Raw genomic sequence first — 25,121 nt, forward strand, 5'->3', positions numbered from 1 at the left:
TCATGATGGTCGGTTTTTTATTGGTGCTGTGGTGGTATAGTCAAAGTATCTCAAAAACGATACGGTACTGCTAATATCAATTTTTGTAGCCTCTGTCTGCGCAGGCACAGCAAGCAAAAAAAATTGATTTAACAGTGCATAATGTAGCGGTATTAATTTTCACTGACTATAGGTGGTGATAGATAGTGATGACAGATACTCGCCCGCCCTCTACAATAACGCTATGATTCAGTTAATATAAAAAGGTTAGCGGATAAAAGAGTAAGGTGTATTGATACCAACAGATACTTCATTTCTTTTTACGCATTTATTTATGCCAAATACGAGCAATAACTCTCACGAAAAGATCTCTGCCCCTGCCATCCGTGCCTATCTTGGCGGCTCGTTTGATCCGGTACATAATGGTCACCTAGAAGTGGCTCTACACGTCTATCAGGACTTGTTGCCAATCTCAAAGCAGCAAAACCGCCCCTTGCACGTTTCATTATTACCCAATGCGCGCTCGCCATTTAAAACGCAGAGCACTGACCCTAAACACCGCTTAGCCATGCTAAAGCTGGCAGTACAAGACACACCGATACAAATCAATGAGCTTGAGCTATGGCAAACGCCGCCTGTCTATACAATCGACACTGTACGCGCACTCAGACAGCAGTACCCTCATGATAGTTTAATATTTATCATGGGTATGGACAGCGCGCGCAGTTTGGATAAATGGAAAGACGGGTTAGGACTCACTGATTATGTCAATCTGTGGGTGTTTAATCGTGAGGATAGCGATCATATTAATGGTGGAGTTTCTGACAGTGCGACATCATTTGAAAACCCTATATCGACCTCGCAATATCTGGCAACCTTGCAATCGCAACTGCCGCTACCTTTACAATCACATGTAACCGACTCACCGATTGAGCTATTCACTCCAATTGCTCGATGCTTGGTAGATAGCTTAGAAACAGATAGCACTGACTTGAAAAGCGCTATGAAAGGACACATTTATATAGATACGCGACCGATCACTGCCGTATCAAGCACGCAAATACGTGAACAACTACACATATTGGCGACTGAAACAAATAAAATGCCCGTCACTGACAGGCAAATCGCATCTATCGCACCAATAAATGATATTATGAGCAATACTCCCCCCAATTCATTCGCTAAATGGCTCAATCCTGCCGTTTATCACTATATTATCGCCCATCAGCTATATTCTGCTGCTCAATTCCGTTAAAATCGCCTTATCTATGTCATTTTGCCTATCCTGTCTCTATACGTGACTGACGACATATGATCAGTCGAATCAGACAAATTGACGTTTTACCCCTTTATTTTTAATAGTTACGATTGAAGAGATTAAAATTTATGATCAACACCATGACCGAAGAACGCTTAACCGTGTGCTTAAACATTATACAAAGCGCGCTAGATGATATGAAAGCAAAGAACATCACTGTAATGAATGTAGAAGACTTAACTGACGTCACCGAGCGTATCGTCATCGCTGATGGTACCTCAAAACGTCATGTACGCGCGATGGCGGATAGCGTCGGCGCTGAAGCCAAACAAGCGGGCTTTATGCCGCTTGGCCGTGAAGGCGGTATCGACTCTGACTGGACGTTGATTGACTTGGGCGCGGTTGTTGTCCATATCATGACCCCGCAAGCGCGTGAGTTCTATGACTTAGAAGGCCTATGGTCATCACCGGATCAGTTGGCTGAGCTGGTCGCCACACCGCGTGAAAAGAAAACCGCAGGTCGTCGCAACAAGAACAAATAAGATTATTGAGTACAATGATCGTGTCATACTAAAAGCATGAGACCAAAAAGACCAGAATCGTTATTCTGGTCTTTTTTTGTGCCGATATTTAGACATATCTGTCATGATAAACAGCCATTAGAATGGATAATTGTCGGATAGATTGCTATCATCCTTACCACTATTGCTGCGCAAATTTTGTCCTGCGCTCGCCTACTATTAAGGATTGCCCATGTCTGCTACTCACCGCTCAAACCCTGAGATTAACCTACCCTTGCATGTGGCAAACTTAGTATGTGTCCGCGCAGGCAAAGCCATGCCGTTCACTCGTGAAGAAATGAGCGCCATCGATAAAGCGCCCATTACAGCACCTGTCGCCGTCAATTTTATGGGATTGACCACGGACGAGCAAGCCGACCGCAAACATCATGGCGGCCCGCTCAAAGCCGTGCATCAACTGCCAACGGCCACTTATGAAAAAATCAATACAGAGTTTGACCTAAAAGTACGTGTCGGTACGCTCGGAGAAAACCTCACCACTGAAGCCGTTGATGGCTTGCCTGAGATGAATGAGTCTAACGTCTGTATTGGCGACGTTTATCAGTATGGCGACGACAAAATAAACGGTGAAGATAGCGTACAACTGTGCATCGTGCAGCCGCGCCGCCCGTGCTACAAAATCAACGACCAAATCGGCCAATTTACCAAAGTGCCCAATATTGCAGCATGGGTCAGCAAGCAAGGTATCTCAGGCTGGTATTTTCAAGTGGTGCGTGATGGCATCATTAACGCTGATTTGCCAATCTACCTGATAGAACGTCCTTATCCATTTGCCACGCTTGAGACACTGTGGCAGTTGTCTAATTCAAAAGAAAAGTTTGACGCTGAGGTGATTGAGCCGTGGCTCGCGATTGAGTGTTTGGAGGCGAGTTGGAAAAAGGTGTTGGCAAAAAAAATTAAAAGAGGCTGAATACAATCAGCAAAATCTCTAGACATCATCTGATAATAATAGGTGCTTAAAATATAAGTGGACAGCGACATATACCCTTTATCTACACAGAGCATTTCATGGTAAAAAACATCTTCTTAGCACTTGGCTTAACTCTGCCTTTAATTGGCTGCGTGACCACGACCTCACCAGTCGCAACGACCAAAAATTATAGCGTCGACAGCGATACCTATCAATCGACTGGCAAAAGCCAGCGTATCAAAACCATTGTCCTACACTACACCGTCTCAGATAATGAGCGCTCAATCAAAACATTGACCACGGGCAATGTGAGCGCGCATTACTTAATCTTGGACAAGAACGATGATAAAATTTATAACCTCTTACCAGAGTCTGAGCGCGCTTGGCACGCCGGCGACGGCAGTTTTGCCGGTCGAACGATCCTGAATGACACGTCTATCGGTATTGAGATCGTCAATAAAGGTATCAAACCTCAATATCGAAACGCCCTCAAAAATAGCGAGCTTGACTATCATCCCTACTCGCATTTCGTCGAATTTGATGAGCTACAAATCAAAAAAGTCGCACAATTGGTGCAAGATATTGCGGGGCGTTATGACATCTCCCCCAAAAACATCATCGGTCACGCGGACCTTGCCCCCTCACGCAAGATTGACCCAGGAGCTAAGTTCCCTTGGCAGCGACTGTACAGCGAGTACGGTATTGGCGCTTGGTATGATGAAGCCGATAAGCAATATTTTATGCAGCAAGTTCAGCTAGCTACCCCAACGATACGGGAGGTCAAGCAGGCCTTTCGTGATTATGGCTATCAGATAAATACTACAGATGTGTGGGATAAAGAGAGCCGCGATGTCATCTATGCCTTTCAGTTGCATTTCCGGCCGCTAACGCCAACAGGCATTATGGATATCGAGACCTATGCTATCCTAAAAGCACTCAATAAAAAGTATGCGGGACGTGACGATTTTTACTAGCCTGAGTGATCAACTATTAATCACGGACACTCAAACCATAACAATAACGAAAAAGGACATCTTATGAGCACCCTATTTAGCGTCAATTTAAACAAACTCGCCTTAATCCGCAACTCGCGTGGCACCGACTACCCTAATCTATTGTACTTTGTAAAAAAGCTGATTGATCTAGGAGTTAAAGGCTTTACCGTGCACCCACGGCCCGACGAGCGTCATATCCGCTATCAAGATGTTTATGATATCAGTGAGTATCTCAAAGATTATCAAGATATCGAATTTAATATCGAAGGCAATCCGAATGAACAATTTTTAAAACTCATTCGCGAGGTCAAACCGCATCAATGCACCCTCGTACCCGATAGTGAAGACCAGCTGACCTCTGACCACGGCTTTGATATTATCAAATATAGCGACATGCTGTCCAAACTCAGCCATGAGCTTGAAGGCTTTGGCACACGCTGCGCCGTATTTATCGACCCTGATATCGAGCAAATAAAAGCGGTCATCGCAAGCGACGTACAAACGATAGAGATGTACACCGAAGAATGGGCGCGCGCCTATGAAGATAAGAAGGATAACGACAGCAGTAATAACGACAGTAACTTTGCTGCAGTCAAACAGCGCTTTGACGATTGTATTAACCTCGCTAGCGAAAACGGTATGCGCATCAACGCCGGACACGATTTGAATTTAGACAATTTAGCCGATTTGCTAAGCCTTGGTGATATCGCGGAGGTGTCGATTGGTCATGCCTTTACTATTGAATCGCTAGAGCAAGGCATGGATAACGTCGTGCGTCAGTATTTGCAGATTTGTGGATAGAACGTTTTGATAAAAGAGGTACGTTATGAGCTTACGTATTCACGCGCTGTTTCATACCGATTATGCGGATCTAAGCTTTATCAAACAGTGGGCGCGCGCGCATAATCATCCGATCACCGTTAGTCGCTCCTACGATAACGACAACCTGCCAACGCTGGATAGCTTTGATTGGCTCATCGTGATGGGTGGGCCAATGAGCGTTCATGATGAGGATAAATATTCTTGGCTCATTAAAGAAAAGCGGCTGATAAAACAAGCCGTTGATGCCGGTAAAACAGTCATTGGCATTTGCTTAGGTGCGCAAATCATCGCGCATTGTTTGGGCGCTGAGGTGAAACCGTCTGCAGTTAAAGAGATTGGCTGGTTACCGATGCAATTGACCGAAGCAGGTCAAGCGCATCCATTATTACAAGATCTACCCAAAGACTTTACGGTGTTTCACTGGCACGGCGAAGGTTTTGACTGTCCCAAAGGCGCAAGCATTATTGCGGAGACGCAGGCTTGGCCGAATCAAGGCTTTATCTATCAAACGCCAAAACATAAAGCGCGTGGCACTTGGGTACTCGCTTGGCAATGTCACTTTGAAGTCACCAAAGAGAGCTTACCGAAGATGGTCTCCAATGGTAATGCGGCTATTCAAAGTGGACTGAAAGACTATCCCGAAACGGTACAAGCACCGGATGAGATATTAGCGCTAGGCGATAAATATGTTGAAGAAAATAACGCCAGACTTGCCACTATGTTTAATCGAATAGCATCGTCAGCAAATAAATAGTATAAGGAGTCAGTCATGAGTCATTCACAGCAAGATGAACAACAAAAACTTGAAGCGTATCTAGAAGCCAAAGCTAAAGAAGAGCAGGAAAATCAGCAACAACAAGAAGGTGAATCGCTGTCTGAATATGAGGCTTGTGTGCTTAGGGAGAGTGCTCGGGTAAAGGAGTTGATGGCTGAGGCTCGGAACAAAGCTCAAGATAAATAATTGAGATATCCTTTCTCCTTAGCTCTTTTGTTTAGGGTAGAATTAAGTTTGTAAAATTTAAGAATGCAATACTAAAGGGGCTGTAGTAGATAAGGATTAAATATCACACCATTTTCTCAGGAATTTTAGCTGATTAGATGGTGAACCATAGTTAAATCTAAACTCACATTCTTTTAAAAATAAATGGAAGTTCTTCTTATCGATTCCATTATACTTTCTGAGTGTTCGTTTAGACTGATTCCAGAAGTTCTCAATGCCATTGATGTGATTGTTTTTACCGCAAGTGAACTCTTTAGAGTGATTGACTCTGAAATGTTTAAACTCGCTCACATCCAGTGCATTGTAACTTCGATAGCTATCCGTATAAACAAAGCTGTCAGGCTTGATTTTACGCTTAATAACAGGCATTAGAGTAGTCTGTTTGGTGTCTGCTACGACAATGGTATACACCTTACCGTTTCGTTTTAGAATCCCAAATACAGCGGTTTTACCAGCAGCCCCGCGACCTCTTTTGCCTTTGCGTACACCGCCAAAGTAACTTTCATCTAATTCGACCTCACCATCAAAAAGCTCATCAGCTTGTAATGAGAGATGGTAATCTATCACAAGTCTTATTTTATGATAAAAAAGTGCAGCACTGTTAGGCTGGATATTAAGCAAATCTGCGGCTGTTCTAGCAGTCACTTCAGCCGTAAAAAACTCTAACAGCCTTCGCTGTATTTTTTTACTTAGTTTACAATGGGTTATCTTCATAAAAGTAGTCTAGCATAGTGCTTATCTACTACAGCCCCATACTAAATATATATGACAAGTAGGGCTTACTATGAGCGCAGGACTAATCAAACATTTATGAATCGGCGTACCTTGGTCGCGCCCAGCGTGCAGGAGATCAAGCAAGCCTTTCGGGACTATGGCTACCCGATGAACGGCACCGATACATGGGACAAAGCCAGCCGCGATGTCATCTACGCCTTTCAGCTGCACTTTCGCCCAGAACAGCTGACAGGGGGCATGGATGCGGAGACGTATGCGATATTGCAGGCGTTGAATAGGAAGTATGGGGGTTGATATTAGAAATTGTTAATATCAAAATACTAAGTTATATTAGTTCTGAATGAGTATATAAAAAATACACTTACAGGATGTCAAAAACGCTCTTTATTATATAGTAGTATAAAAAATACAAGTCGCTATCAATATATTCAAACTATACTTGATTTTTAAAAACTTAAAAGTACTCATAGGACTGTAAATTGAATACACCAGAAACTATAGATTGGTTTGTAACATCTAAGTGCAACTTGAAATGTGACTTTTGTTATGGGCCCTATCCCGAAATAGAAAATAGAAAGATAATAAAAGATATCGCATACAAGATATCAGAAAGCAATGTAGCTAACGTAACACTATGTGGTGGTGAACCGTTTGTTAACCCAGATATTTTTGAAATTATAGATATATTAATAGATAATGGAAAAAATGTTTATGTGTCTAGCAACGGTCACTTCCCTATCAAAATACTCAGAGTTTTAGATAAGCTTTCAGGAGTTAGTATATCATTAGACTCTTATGATAAAAAAAATTTTGAGAAAATCAGGGGTAACTTATCAGACTTTGATAAAGTAATTGAATCTATAAAAATTATTAGTTCTGAAAATCCAAATAAATTAAAAATAACTACAGTACTTTCATCTTTAAATATTAATAGTATGGTAGATATAGGAAATTTTATTTTAGAATACAACCCAAAAATCTGGAGAATTCTTAAATTTGTACCAAGAATGAAAGGGAGCTTAAATAGAGGAATATACGAAATAAGTGATAATGATTTTTCCAAGTCTATCGATGAGCTGAATTTATTTTTTAGTGACTTAAAAATATATGCTTCCAAGGAAGAAGAGATAAACTCTTGCTTCTTAATAGACCACAGAGGAAATATAATATTACCAAGAAATGATATTTATGATATTGTAGGAAACTGTTTCAATAAAAGCATTGAAGAATGCTGGGAAAAATACTGGAAATCAAAAAAAATTCACTATAGGAACAAAATATGGATGTCAGAAATAAAGAAATAGGCGAAATTGGTGAGAAAAATTTTTTAAATGAAGTTTTTAAAATAATTGATAATAATGATGAAAATTTTGTTAATGGAATAAATCAAGACTCAAGTATATTAAGAATAAATAACGAAATAATGTTAGTGTCTAACATCGATAAAGCACAAACTCCTGTCATACTATCTGATAAAAATTACGATACATACAAGACATGGGGCTATTTATCAGTAACAAGTAGCTTAAGCGATATTTCAGTTGTAGGAGCTAAAGGATTATCATTTTTAATATCAATAACCGCGCCATCTAATATTCATTCTGAAAAGATATTGAAAATCATTAAAGGTGCGCAAGAAGCATGTAAACATTACGGTATTTCTTTTTTAGGTGGAGATACTAAAAAAGGAAATGAGTTATCAGTTGTAGGTGCTGCAAATGGTATAATTAAGGGTTCAAACTATTTAACTAGAAATAGCTCTAATCCATCAGAACTTATAGTATGTACTGGTGAATTTGGAAAATTCGCTACCGCTTATTATAAACTACTTAACTCTATAGAGCTAGATAAGGAAGAGATTGAATATATAACTTACCCAAAATTCGATATAAAGCAATGTGAAATAGTTAGTAATAATATTGATTTGTTCTCATCTTCTATGGACAATAGTGATGGGATAAATAATTTACTTTATAAAATGTTTACTGAAAACAATTTGGGTTTTGAAATATACTTAGATTCTATACCTTTTAGTGACAACTCAAGAGAGTTGGCAAAATTATACAGTATACCATTAGAAAATTTTGCATTTTATGTTGGTGACTGGAATTCTATATTCACTATTTCTGAAGAAAATTTTCTTGCTCTAGAAGATCGTGTAAATAAACATGGCTTACATATTATAGGCAAAGTGAGAGATGATAGTAATATTAAAGAATTTCATAAACATGGAGAAACCTACTCCTGTTTATCAGACTTTGAAAACGACTCATTTATATCAACTACTAGTAATACCGAATATTTTTCAGAAAAAATACTTACTAGGGAATCTATTTTAAAATGAACTATAAAAGAATAATTATTGACTCAAGCAAACTTAGAGAAATAATAAATAACAACTATCCTAGACACAACAAAAACACCTTCTCTTATTTCTCTCTATTTATTACACTATTAGTCACATTGACTACAATAGAGACCTTCAAAGATTTTGGAGATATCTTATCGAGTTTACAGATAAAAATCATTCTTTGGTTTTTAGCTTGCATCTTTTTAATTCTTACAATACGGGAGTTTTTCAAAAAACCTCCTTACAGTAAGGAAACTGTGATATCTGAGATAGAGAAAGAATCTTTAAATATTACTAAGAATGTCGCTTTATTTGTATTTATGAAAACTTTCATTAAAGAAGATATTAAAGAGATAAAATTTCTTTTTTCAGATGATTTTGAATGGAGTAGTTATTTACTACCTTTCTGTAAAAAACATGATAACCATACTTTATCCCAACTAACCAATTTCATAGAAAGTCAGCTATCATTAGAAAAAAACTCTGTAAGTTTGGATAAAATAGATTTTTTAACTTTTGATGAAGAGAAAAGCTCTGCTACTTCTGGAAAACTGACACAGTACAGTTATGACGTTTACTTCGTTGTATATGATTCAGAAAAAAATATTCATTTAGAAGATGAAACATTCCATATAGGTGAACGTTCTTATGAATGGCTAAGTTTAGATAAAGTTAAGAAACACAGTAAAACTATGTACCTAAATAGGAAAGTAATACGTATGATTGATGACAATTTTTCTATGCTTCTTATGGATTATAAGTTACCAAATGATAATAGGCATTGAAGTTAAATCAGACAATTCACTCTATCTAAAGCCAATATTAAAAAATCCATATAGCTGTAAAAGATTGAGCAAAAAAAGTGAGCATTACGCCCACCTTTTTTTTATTACCTCACACAATATTCTAAACTAATTCAAATTATCTTAACGCAACCAAGCCCGCGCATTACGGAACATACGCATCCAGGCGTCATCGCTTTCACACACATCCATAATCCCACCGAGTGCGTGACCAAGATAAGATTGACTGTTTTTGATCAATTAAGCTTCGGCAATTAACTCAGGCTTTTTATTCAATAAGCGCATTAATGTGACGGCAGCCCCTGTTGGGTTTCTAGTACCTTGCTCCCAATTTTGTAAGGTACGCGAACTGATATTGAGTTTATCGGCAAACTGCTGTTGCGATAGCCCTGTCTTAGTTCTTATTTCCTTAATACTAGGCACGTCATGGGTAAACTGGCGGCTAGGCTGAGCCTGTCCTTTAGCAATCGCCAATGCTTGATTTAGTGATGTAGATAAATCATCGTAAAATTCATTGCTCATGGCTATACACCTCTTTAATTTGTTGAGTCAGTTTGTATAAACCAGACTTCTCTTCGCTTGATAGAGAGGCTTGTTTATTCTTCGGATAAGCGAGCAGCATAAAAAATATGCCTTGACTATTCACAAAATAATAGATAATCCGAATACCGCCACTCTTACCTTGGTTAAGTGCCCATCTGGTTTTTCGAACGCCCCCTGTACCTTGAATCAAATCACCTTGTTCTGGATTATTGATTAGATTTTCCTGTAGCTCTTTATAAGCTTCATCATCTAATAGTTTCAGTACTTGCTTAGTAAATATTGGCGTTTCGATGAAATGTAACATTCAATATCCTTTATCTTTATCTCTTATTATATACGTCATTGAAGTACTTATCTATATGTTTTTTCTGGATCTAATTAAGCTAAATATCATAAACACAAAAAAGGTGAGCCAAAGCCCACCTTTCTTATTATCTAAACTAATTCAAATTATCTTAACGCAACCAAGCCCGCGCATTACGGAACATTCGCATCCATGCACCATCTTCATCCCACTGCTCAGGTTTCCAGCTATGATTGTAGGCTTTTAGGTTACGCTCAGGATGCGGCATCATAATAGTGACGCGACCATCGGTGCTACACAGGCCCGTGACACCGCCGAGCGAACCGTTTGGATTGAGCGGATACGTCTCAGTTGGATGACCTTGGCTATCGACATAACGCATCGCAAGCTGACCGTGTTTTGCCATACCGTCGATCTCGGTATTATCTAGTGTGGCATAGCCTTCACCATGCGCGACAGCGATAGGTAAGATACTGTCTTGCATACCTTTGAACAAAATCGACTTGGTACGCTCAACTTTGACGTTGACCGTACGCGCTTCAAAACGCGCGGATTTATTAGCAATGAAGCGTGGGAAGTTTTCCGCACCTGGGATCAGGTCTTTAAGCTGCGCCATCATCTGACAGCCATTACAGACGCCAAGTGAGAACGTATTCGGACGGGCGAAGAAGCGCACGAACTGCATACGCAGTTCGTCATGGAACAAGATAGAGTTGGCCCAGCCAGAACCTGCGCCGAGGACGTCACCGTAACTAAAGCCGCCACAAGCGACCAAACCGTCGAAGTCACGTAGATTGATGCGGCCTTCTAGCAAGTCGCTCATGTGCACATCGACCGCTTCAAAGCCTGCTTGAGTGAAGCCTGCTGCCATCTCCAGCTGTCCGTTGACGCCTTGCTCGCGCAGGATAGCGACTCTTGGCTTGTCTTCACGACTGTTCAGATATGGCGTCTCGATCTTTTGATTGAGATCGAAGTTTGGCGCAGCGATAAGACCTTTATGATTAGTATCGGCAATCAAGTCATATTCTTGTTGCACGCATTCTGGATTATCACGGCGACGGGCGATTTGATAGCTGACTTGACTCCACTGCTGTTGCAGCTCGCTGCGGCTAAATCTAAGCGTTTTATCACCTTGATGTAGCGGCGTTTGGATAATGAGGCTATCTTCCTCAGTGCTTTGACCGACGAGGCTAAGCATATCGCTGACGTTGTATTCATCCGCTAGCGCCACTAAAGCGGCAACGTCCTCTGGCATGACTTGGATGACCGCGCCCAGCTCTTCGCTGAATAGCTGACCGAGTAGATTATCATCACTGAGTGATAGCTTAATGCCTTGACGACTAGTGAACTGCATCTCTGCAATGGTCGCAAGCAAGCCGCCATCACCGATATCGTGGTAGGCACTGATGATGCCTTGCTCATTACCCGCTTGGATGAAATTAAAGAAGTCGACTAAGTCGCTAGGCTTATCAAGGTCGGGGCACTCGTTACCAAGCTGGCTTGCCGTTTGCGCAAGGATAGAGCCGCCAAGGCGCAATTTACCTCTAGAGAGATCGAGGCGGTAAAACGCGCTATCGCCGTTGATCAGCTCAGGCGTGAGCGTTTTTGCCACATTAACGACTGGGGCAAAGGCCGTAATCACAAGGCTCATGGGTGAGACCACAGATTTATCTTGGCTATCCTCCTTAGCATCGTTATCATCTGTCCAATTGGCACGCATCGATAACGAGTCTTTACCGACTGGAATGGCTATCCCCAAAGCGGGGCACAGCTCTTCACCGACAGTATGGACCGCGTCAAATAATGCGGCGTCTTCCGTATCATCACCGCAAGCCGCCATCCAGTTCGCCGACATAGTAATGTCAGATAACTGGGAGATGCGCGCGCCTGCGATATTGGTAATGGCTTCACCAACCGCTAATCTTGCCGAGGCTTTTGGGTCAATGAGTGCCACTGGGGTACGCTCGCCGATACTCATCGCTTCACCGGTCATCGCTTGACCATCAAGCGTTATAAGACCTGAAGCGGTAATCGCGCAATCTGCCACAGGCACTTGATAGCGACCAACATACTGATCGCGCACCACCATACCAGTGATTGAGCGGTCACCAATGCTAATGAGGAACGACTTGCTCGCGACAGTCGGATGACGCAGCACGTCTTTGACCGACTCGCTCAGGTCAAAATCATTGAGCACTAACGGCGCCAGCTCATTGGCTTGCACCTCGAAGCTGCGCTGCATCTTTGGCGTACCACCAAGCAATACTTGCATCGGCATATCGACAGGCTGATCATCGAGCAATTCATCATCGACTCTAAGCTGACGCACTTCAGTCGCCTCTCCCAATATCGCATATGGGCAGCGCTCACGGGCACAGATCGCATCAAACTGTGCTTTGCTCTCTGGGCGAATGGCAAGGACATAACGCTCTTGCGCCTCATTTGACCAGATCGCCATCGGTGACATGCCCGCCTCAAGCGATGGAATATGACGCAAGTTGAGCACCGCGCCCATATCGTGATCATCGACCAGCTCAGGCATGGCGTTAGACAGACCGCCTGCGCCGACATCATGGATAGAGACGATGGGGTTGCCGTCTTGACTATCATTGCTCACCTCAGCATCGTTACCCGCTAAGGCCCAGCAGCGATCGATGACTTCCTGACAGCGACGCTCCATCTCCGCGTTATCGCGCTGCACCGAGGCAAAGTCTAGGCCCTCATCCAACTCACCACTATCGACAGAAGAGGCCGCGCCGCCGCCAAGACCGATTTGCATTGCAGGACCACCAAGTACAATCAGTAAATCCCCCTCACGAATCGGATTTTTCTCAATCAGGTTACGTTTGATATTACCGTAACCACCTGCCAGCATGATGGGCTTATGATAGCCGCGCATCTCGCTACCGTCTTTGGCGGCTGAGGTATCTAACTGGAAGCTGCGGAAATAACCGCAAAGGTTGGGACGGCCAAACTCGTTAGAGAAATTGGCACTACCTAATGGCGCCTCCGTCATAATTTCAAGACTAGTCGCCATGCGCTCCGGCGTGCCGTAGTCCTGCGTGCTCACTTGTCCTGACTGCTCCCACTTCTCGGCAAGCTCTGGAATATGCAAGTGCGACACGTGGAAGCCTGTGAGACCCGCTTTGGGTTTACCGCCGCGGCCGGTGGCACCTTCGTCACGAATCTCACCGCCCGCGCCTGTTGCTGCACCGGCATAAGGGGCAATGGCGGTTGGATGGTTGTGCGTTTCGACTTTCATCAGGATATCGATAGCTTCTTGATGAAAGCCATACGGATGCGCAGCATTAGGGTTTTTAGCGTCTTCAGGAATAGGATAGTAACGCATGCCCTCAGCGCCAGCCATCACCGCCGCGTTGTCTTTATAAGCGGAGAGGATACCTTCTGGATTTGATTGATAAGTATTCTTAATCATCTGAAACAAGGACTTTGGCTGTACTTCACCGTTAGCCGTCCACTCGGCATTGAATATTTTATGGCGGCAATGCTCTGAGTTGGCTTGGGCAAACATCATCAGCTCAACGTCGGTTGGATTGCGCTGTAGGTCATTGACATAAGCATTCATCAAGTAGTCGATGTCTTCGCTCGATAGCGCAAAACCAAATGTCGTATTCGCTGACTCTAATGCGCTGCGCCCTGCTCCCATGACATCGATATGATTCAATGACGCTGGCGGTTCATCGTCAAACAGTTTATTCACGTCGTTTAAATCATAAACCAAGCTTTGGGTCATACGGTCATAGAGTAAACGCTCAGCCGCCGTTGGCAGCTTGTCTTCGGTAGCACCTTCTAGCGTCAGCGTATAAACAATCACCCGCTCAATACGATTGATCTTCAGCTCGCAGTTATTAAAAATATCGGTGGCTTTACTCGCCCATGGCGATATCGTGCCAAAACGCGGACTGACGATGACTTGGATATGACGCTCTGTCGCAGCTTCTAGCGAGGTTTGCTCTTTTACCCCTAAAAGATCCAAAGCCTTTTTTTGCTCTTCACCTAAGAGCTCTCTTGAGAGTACAAAAACCTGCTGAGTACTGATTTGGGTCACGTTTAGATCGGTTTTTTGGGCAAACTGATTGATCAATTGCTGGGTCTGAAAATCGGTCAAAAACGGCTGTCCGGCGATGGTCATCATAAAGGCATAATCCGTAAGATCAAGGCATCTCTGCCATGCTAAGTAAATGGTCTGGGTATTATAACAAGAAGACCTATAATAAGCAGGTCTAAACCAAGATAAATTGCTGATAACTGATACGGTGTCGCCGCTAACTACATGCTCAATAACACAATCAATTCAATAATCCGCCCATGAGTGTTTAGCCCATGAATGTTTAGATAGCATTCAAATACAGTGACGACACTCGGCGTCGCAATTTTTACCTAACCCTCATACTCCTTACAAACACTCACATCGCATTACTGGGCACCTATATAAATGTAGGGCTGCTACTCGGTATTCTAGTTCCAGTTGTTAAGGGGGTGTTTTTAAAAGATGAATTACATCTACCTTGAATAAAAATGATTACTACAAACAATGAATCATCTAATCACTATAAAGAAAAGGGAATCCTCTATGAACAAACAAGAACAAATCGACAAAATCCAAGACGTTATTAAAGATGTAAAATTTGCAATGTTAAGCACCGTCAATAGTAAAGGTGACGTACATGCGTGGCCAATGACAACCAGCGAAGCGAGTATCGGTGGTAAAGAGATCTGGTTCATCGGTGATAAAACCTCAGATGTGGTCAAAGACATTCAGAACAACCAAAAAATTGGCTTGTCTTATGCTTCTAAAGATGAAAAAGACTATGTCTCTGTCAGCGCCAATGCTGAGTTACCAACGGATAAAAACAAATTAGAAGAACTGTGGTCACCAGTCTACAATGCGTTTTTTGAACATGGTAAAGAAGATCCAAACGTACAGTTAATCAAGGTCGTCCCACATGGCGTCGAGTGCTGGTTAGGTGGCAGCTCTACTATTAATATGTTCAAAATGGCAGCAGCAGCCCTACAAGATGGCAAAACCGCCGAAGATATCGGCGAGCAATTTGAAGTCACGTTGTAATCTTTAAGCCATACATTACAAACCAAAACGTCAATATGCCTCGGTTTATTGGCGTTTTTTATTGCTTTATTTTTGGTAAGGTTATTTTTAGACAGTATTTTTTGATTGATAAATCATCTACTGAATAAAATCACGCAGATAATTACAAACTTTCACAGGGTATTACAGACCAGCTGTATCGTTCTATTAGGTGATATCGCTATATTGATAACTGTTAATAGGCGTCATTGACCACCCTATCAGTACTCTAGATTACTCTTACCGAATAATAATTTTTACTCCAAATTTTAAATAGTAAAGGATAACTACGATGAGCAAGCAACAACAAATGGACACCATCCAAGAAATGGTAAAAGACATCAAATATACGATGATGACCACGCGCACCAGTGAGAACCATCTTTACTCATGCCCCATGAATACCACCGAGACCAGTATTGGTGCCAAAGAAATTTGGTTTATCGGTCACAGCCCTTGTGAGACCATCGATAACATCAAAAACGATCCACAAGTCAATTTGGCCTATGTCAGCCAAGACAACAAACAATATCTGTCTATCACTGGTAAAGCGGAGCTGGTAGATGATAAAGACAAGTTAGATGAGCTTTGGTCAATGACTTATAACGCTTACTTTGAAAAAGGTAAAGAAGACCCAAAAGTACAGCTGATCAAAGTCGTCCCTCATGGTGCTGAGTACTGGGCAAATGGTAATGCCATCACTAGTGCTGTCAGAATGGCGGCGGCGGCAGTCACTGACACTGCCATTGAAAAAAGCTTAGGTGAGAATTTTTCGATAGAGCTGTAATGCTTCAGTCGTTAAAACAGTAAGAATAGACAAATAAAAAACGCCAGTTGCATTAAGCGACTGGCGTTTTTTATGCAGGTTACGATTGTTTGTCTTACTATTAGCCGCTTTGCTTCAAATAAGGCCACGCAGCTTTGAGATAAATCATCATTGACCAAAGCGTCAATATAACAGCGGCGACCATCAGCGCATAACCGACCGTCTCAAGCGACTCCCAGTTTAATAACAGTACTGTAATCGCTATCATCTGAAAGGTCGTTTTTAATTTGCCCACATAGGACACAGCGACACTGGTTCGGTTGCCAAGCTCTGCCATCCACTCGCGCAATGCGGATACAGCGATCTCACGTGAGATGATGACGATCGCAGCGATTGCCATAATAATATTGGGATGCCATTGCACCAAAACGATCAAGGCCGCTGCCACCATCAGCTTGTCAGCAACTGGGTCCAAAAAGCGCCCAAACGCTGACATGACATTCAGCTTACGAGCAAAGTAACCATCTAGCCAATCGGTAATTGCTGCAATAATAAAGACGCTGGTTAATAATAAATGGCGCAATAGGCTATCGCTAAACTCACTCATCCCCACTCGCGCAATGACGTTGTCTGAGATTGCAGGCATACCGATGCCCATAGCAGGTGGCCAGTACGCAATCGCAACAAACAACGGAATCATCAAGATACGAGCAATCGTAAGATTGTTGGGCAAGTTAAAAATACTTTTAGTATTTTGCGAACTTGACGGCTCCTGCGTATGCAAATGCGTGCTCTCAGTCATGGCAAACCCAGTGTAATATCGACATAATAATGGCAGATAGCTTAGCATTTTTCCGTCATGCCGTCATGCCATCTCTTTAATGATTAAATGATTCAAACTATCAACATCGAGTCATTCGTTTCATAATGATATAACCCATTGAAATCATTTGTATCTTTTATTAAAAGCATCATAAAATTCTTAAAAACAATCTGCTACTTAATGTAACGTCCTATTATGTATAGGGCTCGATAGTTGGTCACAGGCTATTTACTTATCTGCGTCTTTCTTCTTACTTCCCAATGACAGAGTCTATGCTGTGATCGTGCAGCCGAGTATTTTTACAAAGTAATATACTGTAACCAAAACAGCCAAATAGGAGTCAGTCGGGTTATGATAGCAACTGTCACAAAACACTTGTACACTTAAATATGTAAGCAAATATATGTACCTATTGTATTGGTTATTATTGCCCTAATAAATGAGTGTATAGAAAGCCGATAACTATAATAAATCACGACCACGGAACTTGTGATCAATCTGCACAGCCCGTTTTCCTCAGCCCACAGCACCTCCTCTGTGGGCTTTTTTTTGCCTCGCTATTTATAACAGGCTCAAATCTCGATACCTATCGCTATAAATACGTAAAAACCTTTCTAGGGACTGGCAGCCGATAGATTCAGCCAGCCAGCAATCAACTCATATAGATCGTGCCCTACAGACTGCCTCTACTGTCTGCCGAGCTACCTGATAGCAGCTTTCGATATTGCCGCGTGCGCACCAGTCACCACTGACAATCCACTGTCTGGTTTCATCGACTAAGATACCTAGCTCTTTAGTATCTGTATCTATTATAGTAGCCGCATAGCGCCAGCGATGACAATCTGTTTGGCTTGGAGCACTATCTTTGTCCCAGTTTAAGGCTTGCTGCGCTGCCATTAATAACGTGGCTTTGACTGTCTCCAAATCATCATCGACGTGGACTTGTGACCAGTCATTACGCGCATGAATGGTGATGCTTGGTAATAGCTCATCACGAACGGGTTTATGATGCTCAATAAATATTCTATCGAGTACCTCACTATTTAAATAAGCAACATCCCATTGCGGTGCTGTTTGAGAGTTCAATGTTTCAGGTAATTCTTGGGCATTGTCCCAACCGAGCATCAACGTATAGCAGGCCTGCATCTGCGGCTGGGTGATGTTAACTTGCTGACTAAATCCACTGTCTGCCATCAGCTCTACTGCCTGACCGTTTGGTGCAGTACAAATGACCCAGTCAAACCAACCGAGGCTCTCCCCTGTCTCATCAAATAGCTCAGTTTTTTTATCATCTGAGTGAGTGGTATGCCTACCAAGCGGAGCCACACGCGTCTTAAACACTATGTTTGTGTGCTTGAGCCCAGCGGCCAATTCACGTCCCCAACTGGTCATTTTTGGCGTGCTGATATAGCGCGCGTGCACGGTATCCCACTGCTCTTTACTTTGGATATCAGGCGATTGACCATTATCATTTGCGGGTGTCAGCTCAACCACTCGGGCACACCATGGCTGTAGCAGCCCTGTCTTTAGCCAAGGGGCAATAAATTGCTGGAACTCAGCGGTTTTTGCCGTAAAGAACTGTGCCCCAAACGCCCATTGCCAGTTGCGGCCCGTCTCACTGTCAGTGCGATAGCGCGTTGCTAGACGGCCCACACTGCGTGACTTTTCAAATATCGTGATGTGCGGTGCATTTGAGCACACATTGTCAGTGTCCAAGGTGCGCTCTAGCAATGTGGCAGTCAGCAGCCCTGTCAGACCACCACCGATGACCGCGATTTTTGGTGAGGATTTTTCTGTTGAGAGCAAAGTATGATCAGTCATAATGACAGGAAACCTTATCGAGTATTTATGAGTCGCTACCATCTATAAATAGCAAAACGATCTGTTATATGGCGGGCAACTAGTAGGTAGCAATGTTCGTTGACCATTGATATTGAATCGTCAAAACGCCGCAATATCAATATCGTCTGCGTAAAAAAGCCATGCTATTCACGATAACATGGCTTTTATTTGACGTTGCTGAACGGATATCAAAGTTGAAATAGCACCGTTCGCGTGCCCGATAGACGGGCTAACGCAACTACTCTCCGCGGCTCGCTTTGACTTCTTCTACCAAATCATTGATCACTGAGCTGTCCGCCAGTGTAGATAAGTCGCCCAATCCGACATACTGACCTTCTGCCAGCTTACGCAGGATGCGACGCATAATCTTTCCTGAGCGAGTCTTTGGTAGCGCATCCACCATATAAATAGCATCTAAGGTCGCAATCGGCCCAATCTCGGCACGCACATGACGTTTTAGCTCCGCTTTTAGATCGTCTGTTTTTTCTTCGCCAGACTTTAGAATGATAAAGGCACAGATACCTGTCCCGCGAATCTCATGCGGCATACCAACAATCGCGGCCTCGGCAGTAGCCGGATGAGCAACCAATGCACTCTCAATCTCTGCCGTACCCAAGCGATGCCCTGAGACGTTTAGCACGTCATCCACGCGGCCTGTGATCCAATAATGTCCGTCTTCATCACGCTGCGCACCATCACCTGTGAAGTAATAGCCGGGATAATCGCTAAAATAGGTTTTCAAAAAGCGCGGATGATCATTGTAGATCGTACGCATTTGCCCAGGCCAACCACTACTGATGACCAAGTTGCCTTCGGCAGCGCCTTCCATGATTGCGCCTTCAGCATTGACGACTTCAGGTTTAATACCATATAGCGGCGTCATCGCGGCACCCGGCTTGAGATCGACCGCTCCCGGAATCGGTGCCATCAAAATACCGCCTGTCTCCGTTTGCCACCACGTATCGACAATGGGACACTTGCTGTCACCAACGACATGATAGTACCAATCCCACGCTTCTGGGTTGATTGGCTCACCGACTGAACCCAGCAAACGTAGACTTGAGCGATCCGACTCACGCACAAAAGCATCACCCTCTTTCATCATCGCTCGAATCGCCGTTGGCGCGGTGTATAAAATGGTCACGTCGTGCTTGTCGATGATGTGTCCGATACGTGCCCATGTTGGATACTCTGGCACCCCTTCAAAAATGACTGTCGTGGTGCCATTGGCGAGCGGTGCATATGTTGAGTAGGTATGACCAGTAATCCAGCCCACATCTGCGGTACACCAATAAACGTCATCTTCTTTGACATCAAAGACATCACGGAAGGTAGACAAGGCATAAGTGATATAACCCCCTGTGGTATGCACAACGCCTTTGGGTTTACCCGTTGAGCCAGAGGTATACAGTAAGAATAATGGATCTTCGGCATTCATCACTTCAGGCTCACAGATCTCTGATTGCCCATCAACGAGATTGTGATACCAGACATCGCGGCGACCGCTCATCGGTATAGAGTTGCCTGTGCGGTGGACGACGATGACTTTTTCGACACTGTCTGTGCCATCCATCTCAAGAGCATGATCGACATTGGCTTTGAGCGGTGTGTGCTTGCCGCCGCGTAAACCCTCATCTGCCGTAATCACAACTTTTGAGCGACTGTCTATCAAACGATTGCCCAGACTCTCAGCAGAAAACCCACCAAATACCACAGAATGCACCGCACCAATACGCGCACATGCCAGCATCGAGACCATGGCTTCTGGTATCATTGGCATATACAACGTGACCCGATCGCCTTTGCCAACGCCAAGCTTGCGTAGCGAGTTGCCCAGACGACAGACTGCTTCATGTAATTCTTTAAAAGAAATAATCTTGTGTAGTGAAGGGTGATCCCCTTCCCAAATAATAGCTGGCTTGTATGGATCTTTTTCGAGGTGACGATCAAGACAGTTGACGGAGATATTCAGCTCACCATCTTCAAACCATTTAATATTAAAATTGTCTAAGTCATAATTAACATTGCTGACTTTGGTCGGTTTTTTTATCCAGTCGATCAGCTCAGCACGCTTCGCCCAAAACGCATCATTTGCTTCGGTTGATTCGATAGATTGATTGTAGTCTTCGAGATACTTTTCAGGGGTGGTATTGGCAGCAGCCATAAACTCGGCTGAGATTGGAAATGATTTCTGGGTCATAGTATTGGTCCTTTTAATTATCATGACTTACATAAAAAGTCGTCTATAACGACTAACCATGCAGGCAATAAGAGTCATCTTCCATAATGCGTGACACTCAGCGATAGTTTGACAAATAAGCGTGTCGGTTGCAAGACATCATCAGCCAATCATAACAATTTCGCTGTACATCTGTATACTTGGTGATTGATAGCAGCGGTTATTGAAGAATTATTAGTAAGGATTATTGCAACATCGCAATCAAGAGTGCTCTTGATGTGCAGATGCCATGTCACAGCTCATCGGATATCACATTTAATCCTTGTAACCTCAAATGAAATATGGACAATAGCTACCCTACCGATACTGCTTTAGACAACACCGCCGATCTGTATTATTAACACATACAATTGGTTTTGTTATCTCCTTTTTTTAAATGATTGTTTTACGAGACCGCAATGACTAATCACCACAATGCACAACCCTCTACTCACTATGACGTCATCATCGTCGGCGCTGGCGCTTCAGGATTATATTGTGCGCTCACCGCAGGTCGCCGTGGTCGTCGCGTTTTAGTCATAGATCACGCCAATAAAGCGGGCAAAAAGATTTTGATGTCAGGTGGTGGCCGCTGCAACTTTACCAATTACTTCGTCGAGCCTGAGCATTTTATCGGTGCCAATCCTCACTTTTGTAAGTCGGCGCTGAGCCGCTATCCAAGCTGGGAGTTTATCGGCATGGTAGAGGCGCATCAGATTCCCTACCATGAGCGTGAACACGGGCAGCTATTTTGTGATGATTCTGCCCAAGATATCCTCACTATGCTCCTTGATGAATGTACGGCTGTCGGTGTGCAAATCAAGCTCAATACCCAAATCAATCATGTACAGACGACTGACCATGATAAAGCAAAACGGTTTGAGCTAATAACCAGCAAAAAGCTTGGCAAAAAAGACGTCGCAAGCGAAAGTCAACCTTCACAGATGCGCTATAGCTGTGAGTCGCTAGTCGTGGCCACTGGTGGTTTGTCTATTCCAACGATGGGCGCAAGCGGCATTGGCTATGAACTAGCGCAGCAGTTTGGGCATACACTGATAGCAACCGATGCCAGTCTCGTACCATTTACCTTCACGGACAAAACAGGCGAGCTGATTCGTAGCTTAGCAGGCATCAGCCTACCAGTCATTGCCAGTAACGAGCGTATCTCTTTTAAACTGCCTGTACTGTTTACCCATCGCGGGCTCTCTGGCCCTGCCATGCTCCAGCTATCGAACTATTGGCACAGTGGTGAGACGATCAGCATTAACCTACTGCCCGATGTAGATGTCACCGATATTTTACTCACCCGCAAAAAGTCACACCCACGCCAACTGATCCGTACTGTATTGGCAGAAAACACAGACAACGCACTACCCAAAAAACTATTGGCAGCACTACAAACCCAGCTTTGGGACGATATCAAAGATACTGAGCTTGCCAATATCAAAGATGAGCGACTGAGTGAGCTTGGCGCTACTCTCAATGGCTGGCAGCTCAAGCCGTCTGGTACTGAAGGCTATCGCACGGCCGAGGTCACCCGCGGCGGCGTAAAAACCGATGAGGTATCCTCAAAGACCATGCAAAGCAATTTGCAAGAGGGCTTGTACTTCATTGGTGAGGTACTTGATGTGACAGGCTGGCTTGGCGGCTATAATTTTCAGTGGGCATGGGCCAGTGGTTTTGTCAGTGGCGAGGTCGTTTAAGAAGCAATCGCATTTGATAGCATAAAATAAACACGACATAAGTTCATTTTATTATGAAATTGCGGTATAATATATAACTAATATGACTTATGCTAGATAAAATCATGAGGTAATCCATGCGTCCAATCAAACAGATTCATGGTGATAAAGCACCACATTGGGTCGGTGACGGATTTTTTGTGAAAACATTGATCAATTATGTCGATGACCAACCAGACTTCAATTACAGTCATACCGATCCATTTTTACTATTTGATTATGGCGAGCCGACGACATTTGCACCAAATCCTGATTATCAGACGCAGCCACATGGCATTGGCAAACACCCTCATAAAGGTTTTGAGACCGTCACCTTCGCGTACTCAGGTGAGATCAGTCATGCTGACTCAATCGGTGGGCGTGGGGATATTTTGGAAGGCGATGTGCAATGGATGACCGCTGGTCGCGGTATTCTGCACGAAGAGTTTCATTCAGAAAGCTTTGGGCAGCGCGGTGGTGTGTTTAGTATGGTGCAAATGTGGGTCAATCTGCCAAGCGCGCACAAGCTGACTGATCCTAAATATCAATTTATCAAACGTGGTGAGATGCCTATCATAGAATTGATGAACAATCGCGATGCCGACTCTCAAGATAATCTTACTAAAGATGCTGTTGCTCAAAGCGCTGACAAACAAACGGTCATCGGTCAAGTTGCCATCATTGCAGGTGACTGGCATGGCGTCACAGGTAATGCGGTAACCTTTACGCCCATTAACCTATGGGATATCGCGCTGCATACCGTAGGCACAACGATACTCGAAGTACCTAGCACGCACAATACGTTACTGCTCGTACAGGAAGGCCGAGTACTGGTCAATGGCACATCTATCAGTGCAGGCAATCTGATTCAGTTTGCAGCGCCGATTAAACCATCTGTAGATTCTCAACCTGTACCTTTATCTGATGCTGCTACCGATACTATTGAGCTCACCTATTCTACCGATAACGATGAACACACTCCTGCCAAACTACTGTTGTTAAGTGGTGAGCCTATCGGAGAGCCTATCGCAGGTCACGGCCCCTTTGTGATGAATACCCAAGATGAGCTACGACAAACGTTCCGTGATTATCAAACAGGCAATTTTGGTACATAATGAAAATAGAAGCACAAAAAAGCCCTCTGACTACCGATAGTCAAAGGGCTTTTATGAAGCATAATTTAGCTATTTAGTCAGCAGAACCGACAAATAAACTATTGCGCCTGATCCATAAACGGATAATCAGTGTAGCCAACCGTGCTGCCACCATAGAAGCTCTCTGGATGCTGCTCGTTGAGCGGTGCACCCTCTTGAATACGTTCAGCGAGATCAGGGTTGGCAATATAATCACGACCGAATGCTACCGCATCGATATAGCCTGCTTTGATGTTCTTCTCAGCTTTGTCCGCATCATAGCCACCCGCCGCGATGATGGTCTGATCGAACGCATCACGGACACGCTGACGGAATTCATCGCTATAAGGCGTACCACCTGCCCAATCTGGCTCTGACAGATGCAAATACATTAGACCACGCTTATTGATTTGCTCAATCAGCCAAATGTTATCGTCTTCTTCGTAGCCTCCCTCAACATTGTTGAATGTGCCCAGTGGCGAGATACGAATACCAATATGATCTGCATCCCAAGCATCCACACATGCATCGATAACATCTAAGGTTAGACGCGCGCGGTTTTCGCGGCTGCCACCGTACTCATCGTCACGCTGATTGGTATGCTCGGCCCAAAACTGATGCAGCAAATAACCATGCGCGCCATGAATCTCAATACCATCAAACCCTGCCTCCTGCGCGCACTTGGTTGCATGCGCAAAGTCAGTAACCACTTGCTGAATCTCATCAAGACTGGCTGGACGCGGCGGCGTGGCATCCGCGCGAATGGCTTGGTTGTCACTATCACGCAATGAGGTACGGATACCTACATCGACATCTGAGGCTGAAATTGGCGCACGGCGCTCAGGTTGTACGCTTTCATGTGAGACAAGTCCTGTGTGCCATAGCTGGACGACAATCTTGCCACCTTTGGCATGGACATTGTCAACGATGGCTTTCCATGCAGTGACTTGATCTTGAGTATGTAGCCCTGGTGCGCCTGCATAGCCTTTTGCTTGAAACGATACTTGCGTCGCTTCAGTGATGACAAGGCCCGCCCCTGCACGCTGCGAGTAGTACTCTGCTGCCCATGTGATAGGGATATCGCCTGGCTCAACGGCACGCAGACGTGTCAGTGGGGCCATTATAACGCGGTTTTTTAGCGTTTGTGTGCCCATTTTTACAGGCTCAAATAAAATATCGTGTGCCATAATCTGTCCTATTGGTTATTGTTGCTATTTATGATCTTTAGTTA

Annotated in this window: 23 protein-coding genes; 15 read left to right on the forward strand and 8 right to left on the reverse strand. The window is 43.7% G+C overall.

Annotated elements, in window-relative coordinates:
* The first annotated feature begins 313 nt into the window (after positions 1–313).
* The 7 genes from AC58CZ_RS08420 (at position 314) to AC58CZ_RS08450 (ending at position 5,506) form a co-directional block, all read left to right on the forward strand.
* Positions 314–1,234: an adenylyltransferase/cytidyltransferase family protein gene (locus AC58CZ_RS08420; RefSeq protein WP_494223980.1), complete on the forward strand. Its 921-nt coding sequence runs from the start codon at positions 314–316 to the stop codon at positions 1,232–1,234.
* A gap of 131 nt (positions 1,235–1,365) precedes the next feature.
* On the forward strand, positions 1,366–1,779 hold the full coding sequence (gene rsfS / locus AC58CZ_RS08425; protein WP_058024376.1) for a ribosome silencing factor: 414 nt from the start codon (positions 1,366–1,368) through the stop codon (positions 1,777–1,779).
* A 211-nt stretch (positions 1,780–1,990) separates the two neighbouring features.
* Entirely contained in the window at positions 1,991–2,728 is a 738-nt protein-coding gene (locus AC58CZ_RS08430) for an MOSC domain-containing protein (protein ID WP_494223979.1), read from the forward strand.
* A gap of 98 nt (positions 2,729–2,826) precedes the next feature.
* Positions 2,827–3,702, forward strand: coding sequence for an N-acetylmuramoyl-L-alanine amidase (locus AC58CZ_RS08435; protein WP_494223978.1), 876 nt, complete (start codon positions 2,827–2,829; stop codon positions 3,700–3,702).
* 63 nt (positions 3,703–3,765) lie between these two features.
* Positions 3,766–4,524 (forward strand): pyridoxine 5'-phosphate synthase, encoded by a 759-nt coding sequence (locus AC58CZ_RS08440; protein WP_494223977.1) that lies wholly within the window; start codon positions 3,766–3,768, stop codon positions 4,522–4,524.
* Between the two features lie 25 nt (positions 4,525–4,549).
* Positions 4,550–5,299, forward strand: a complete 750-nt coding sequence (locus tag AC58CZ_RS08445; RefSeq protein WP_494223976.1) for a glutamine amidotransferase-related protein — start codon at positions 4,550–4,552, stop codon at positions 5,297–5,299.
* Between the two features lie 15 nt (positions 5,300–5,314).
* Positions 5,315–5,506, forward strand: coding sequence for a hypothetical protein (locus AC58CZ_RS08450; RefSeq protein ID WP_494223975.1), 192 nt, complete (start codon positions 5,315–5,317; stop codon positions 5,504–5,506).
* A 96-nt stretch (positions 5,507–5,602) separates the two neighbouring features.
* Here the strand turns inward: AC58CZ_RS08450 and AC58CZ_RS08455 are convergent, their stop codons facing one another.
* Positions 5,603–6,259, reverse strand: a complete 657-nt coding sequence (locus AC58CZ_RS08455; RefSeq protein WP_189586920.1) for an IS1595 family transposase — start codon at positions 6,257–6,259, stop codon at positions 5,603–5,605.
* 96 nt (positions 6,260–6,355) lie between these two features.
* Here AC58CZ_RS08455 and AC58CZ_RS08460 point away from each other — a divergent pair, with 96 nt between their 5' ends.
* The 4 genes from AC58CZ_RS08460 to AC58CZ_RS08475 all read left to right on the forward strand — a co-directional run bounded on the left by AC58CZ_RS08460 (position 6,356) and on the right by AC58CZ_RS08475 (position 9,415).
* Positions 6,356–6,574, forward strand: coding sequence for a peptidoglycan-binding protein (locus AC58CZ_RS08460; protein ID WP_494223974.1), 219 nt, complete (start codon positions 6,356–6,358; stop codon positions 6,572–6,574).
* A 185-nt stretch (positions 6,575–6,759) separates the two neighbouring features.
* The gene (locus AC58CZ_RS08465) at positions 6,760–7,584 is read left to right on the forward strand and encodes a radical SAM protein (protein WP_317199552.1); all 825 of its coding nucleotides are present in this window, start codon (positions 6,760–6,762) and stop codon (positions 7,582–7,584) included.
* Positions 7,560–8,624: an AIR synthase related protein gene (locus AC58CZ_RS08470; RefSeq protein WP_494223973.1), complete on the forward strand. Its 1,065-nt coding sequence runs from the start codon at positions 7,560–7,562 to the stop codon at positions 8,622–8,624. Before AC58CZ_RS08465 ends, AC58CZ_RS08470 begins: the two co-directional genes overlap by 25 nt.
* Positions 8,621–9,415 (forward strand): hypothetical protein, encoded by a 795-nt coding sequence (locus AC58CZ_RS08475; RefSeq protein WP_494223972.1) that lies wholly within the window; start codon positions 8,621–8,623, stop codon positions 9,413–9,415. Before AC58CZ_RS08470 ends, AC58CZ_RS08475 begins: the two co-directional genes overlap by 4 nt.
* Before the next feature lie 258 nt (positions 9,416–9,673).
* On the opposite strand, the gene nadS is transcribed toward AC58CZ_RS08475, so the two are convergent.
* The 3 genes from nadS to purL all read right to left on the reverse strand — a co-directional run bounded on the left by nadS (position 9,674) and on the right by purL (position 14,436).
* Complete coding sequence (gene nadS / locus AC58CZ_RS08480; RefSeq protein WP_025643793.1) at positions 9,674–9,955, reverse strand: NadS family protein; 282 nt, start codon at positions 9,953–9,955, stop codon at positions 9,674–9,676.
* Positions 9,945–10,280, reverse strand: coding sequence for a type II toxin-antitoxin system RelE/ParE family toxin (locus AC58CZ_RS08485; protein WP_025643795.1), 336 nt, complete (start codon positions 10,278–10,280; stop codon positions 9,945–9,947). Before AC58CZ_RS08485 ends, nadS begins: the two co-directional genes overlap by 11 nt.
* A gap of 151 nt (positions 10,281–10,431) precedes the next feature.
* Entirely contained in the window at positions 10,432–14,436 is a 4,005-nt protein-coding gene (gene purL, locus AC58CZ_RS08490; RefSeq protein WP_494223971.1) for a phosphoribosylformylglycinamidine synthase, read from the reverse strand.
* Positions 14,437–14,874: 438 nt separating this feature from the next.
* Between purL and AC58CZ_RS08495 the strand changes: the two genes are divergently transcribed.
* Positions 14,875–15,369, forward strand: a complete 495-nt coding sequence (locus AC58CZ_RS08495; RefSeq protein WP_252962671.1) for a pyridoxamine 5'-phosphate oxidase family protein — start codon at positions 14,875–14,877, stop codon at positions 15,367–15,369.
* Between the two features lie 310 nt (positions 15,370–15,679).
* On the forward strand, positions 15,680–16,174 hold the full coding sequence (locus AC58CZ_RS08500; protein WP_252962672.1) for a pyridoxamine 5'-phosphate oxidase family protein: 495 nt from the start codon (positions 15,680–15,682) through the stop codon (positions 16,172–16,174).
* 100 nt (positions 16,175–16,274) lie between these two features.
* On the opposite strand, the gene pgsA is transcribed toward AC58CZ_RS08500, so the two are convergent.
* The 3 genes from pgsA to acs all read right to left on the reverse strand — a co-directional run bounded on the left by pgsA (position 16,275) and on the right by acs (position 21,018).
* Positions 16,275–16,955: a CDP-diacylglycerol--glycerol-3-phosphate 3-phosphatidyltransferase gene (pgsA, locus tag AC58CZ_RS08505; protein ID WP_071003712.1), complete on the reverse strand. Its 681-nt coding sequence runs from the start codon at positions 16,953–16,955 to the stop codon at positions 16,275–16,277.
* 678 nt (positions 16,956–17,633) lie between these two features.
* Positions 17,634–18,797 carry an NAD(P)-binding protein gene (locus AC58CZ_RS08510; protein ID WP_494223970.1) on the reverse strand — a complete coding sequence of 388 codons (1,164 nt, stop codon included), beginning with the start codon at positions 18,795–18,797 and terminating at the stop codon, positions 17,634–17,636.
* A gap of 259 nt (positions 18,798–19,056) precedes the next feature.
* Positions 19,057–21,018 carry an acetate--CoA ligase gene (gene acs / locus AC58CZ_RS08515; RefSeq protein WP_494223969.1) on the reverse strand — a complete coding sequence of 654 codons (1,962 nt, stop codon included), beginning with the start codon at positions 21,016–21,018 and terminating at the stop codon, positions 19,057–19,059.
* A 437-nt stretch (positions 21,019–21,455) separates the two neighbouring features.
* On the opposite strand from acs, the gene AC58CZ_RS08520 reads away from it, so the two are divergent.
* Entirely contained in the window at positions 21,456–22,739 is a 1,284-nt protein-coding gene (locus AC58CZ_RS08520; protein WP_494223968.1) for an aminoacetone oxidase family FAD-binding enzyme, read from the forward strand.
* A gap of 116 nt (positions 22,740–22,855) precedes the next feature.
* Entirely contained in the window at positions 22,856–23,872 is a 1,017-nt protein-coding gene (locus AC58CZ_RS08525; protein ID WP_494223967.1) for a pirin family protein, read from the forward strand.
* A 98-nt stretch (positions 23,873–23,970) separates the two neighbouring features.
* On the opposite strand, the gene AC58CZ_RS08530 is transcribed toward AC58CZ_RS08525, so the two are convergent.
* Positions 23,971–25,077, reverse strand: a complete 1,107-nt coding sequence (locus AC58CZ_RS08530) for an N-ethylmaleimide reductase (RefSeq protein ID WP_494223966.1) — start codon at positions 25,075–25,077, stop codon at positions 23,971–23,973.
* Between the last annotated feature and the right edge of the window lie 44 nt (positions 25,078–25,121).

This window comes from Psychrobacter sp. CR212 (assembly GCF_059693765.1).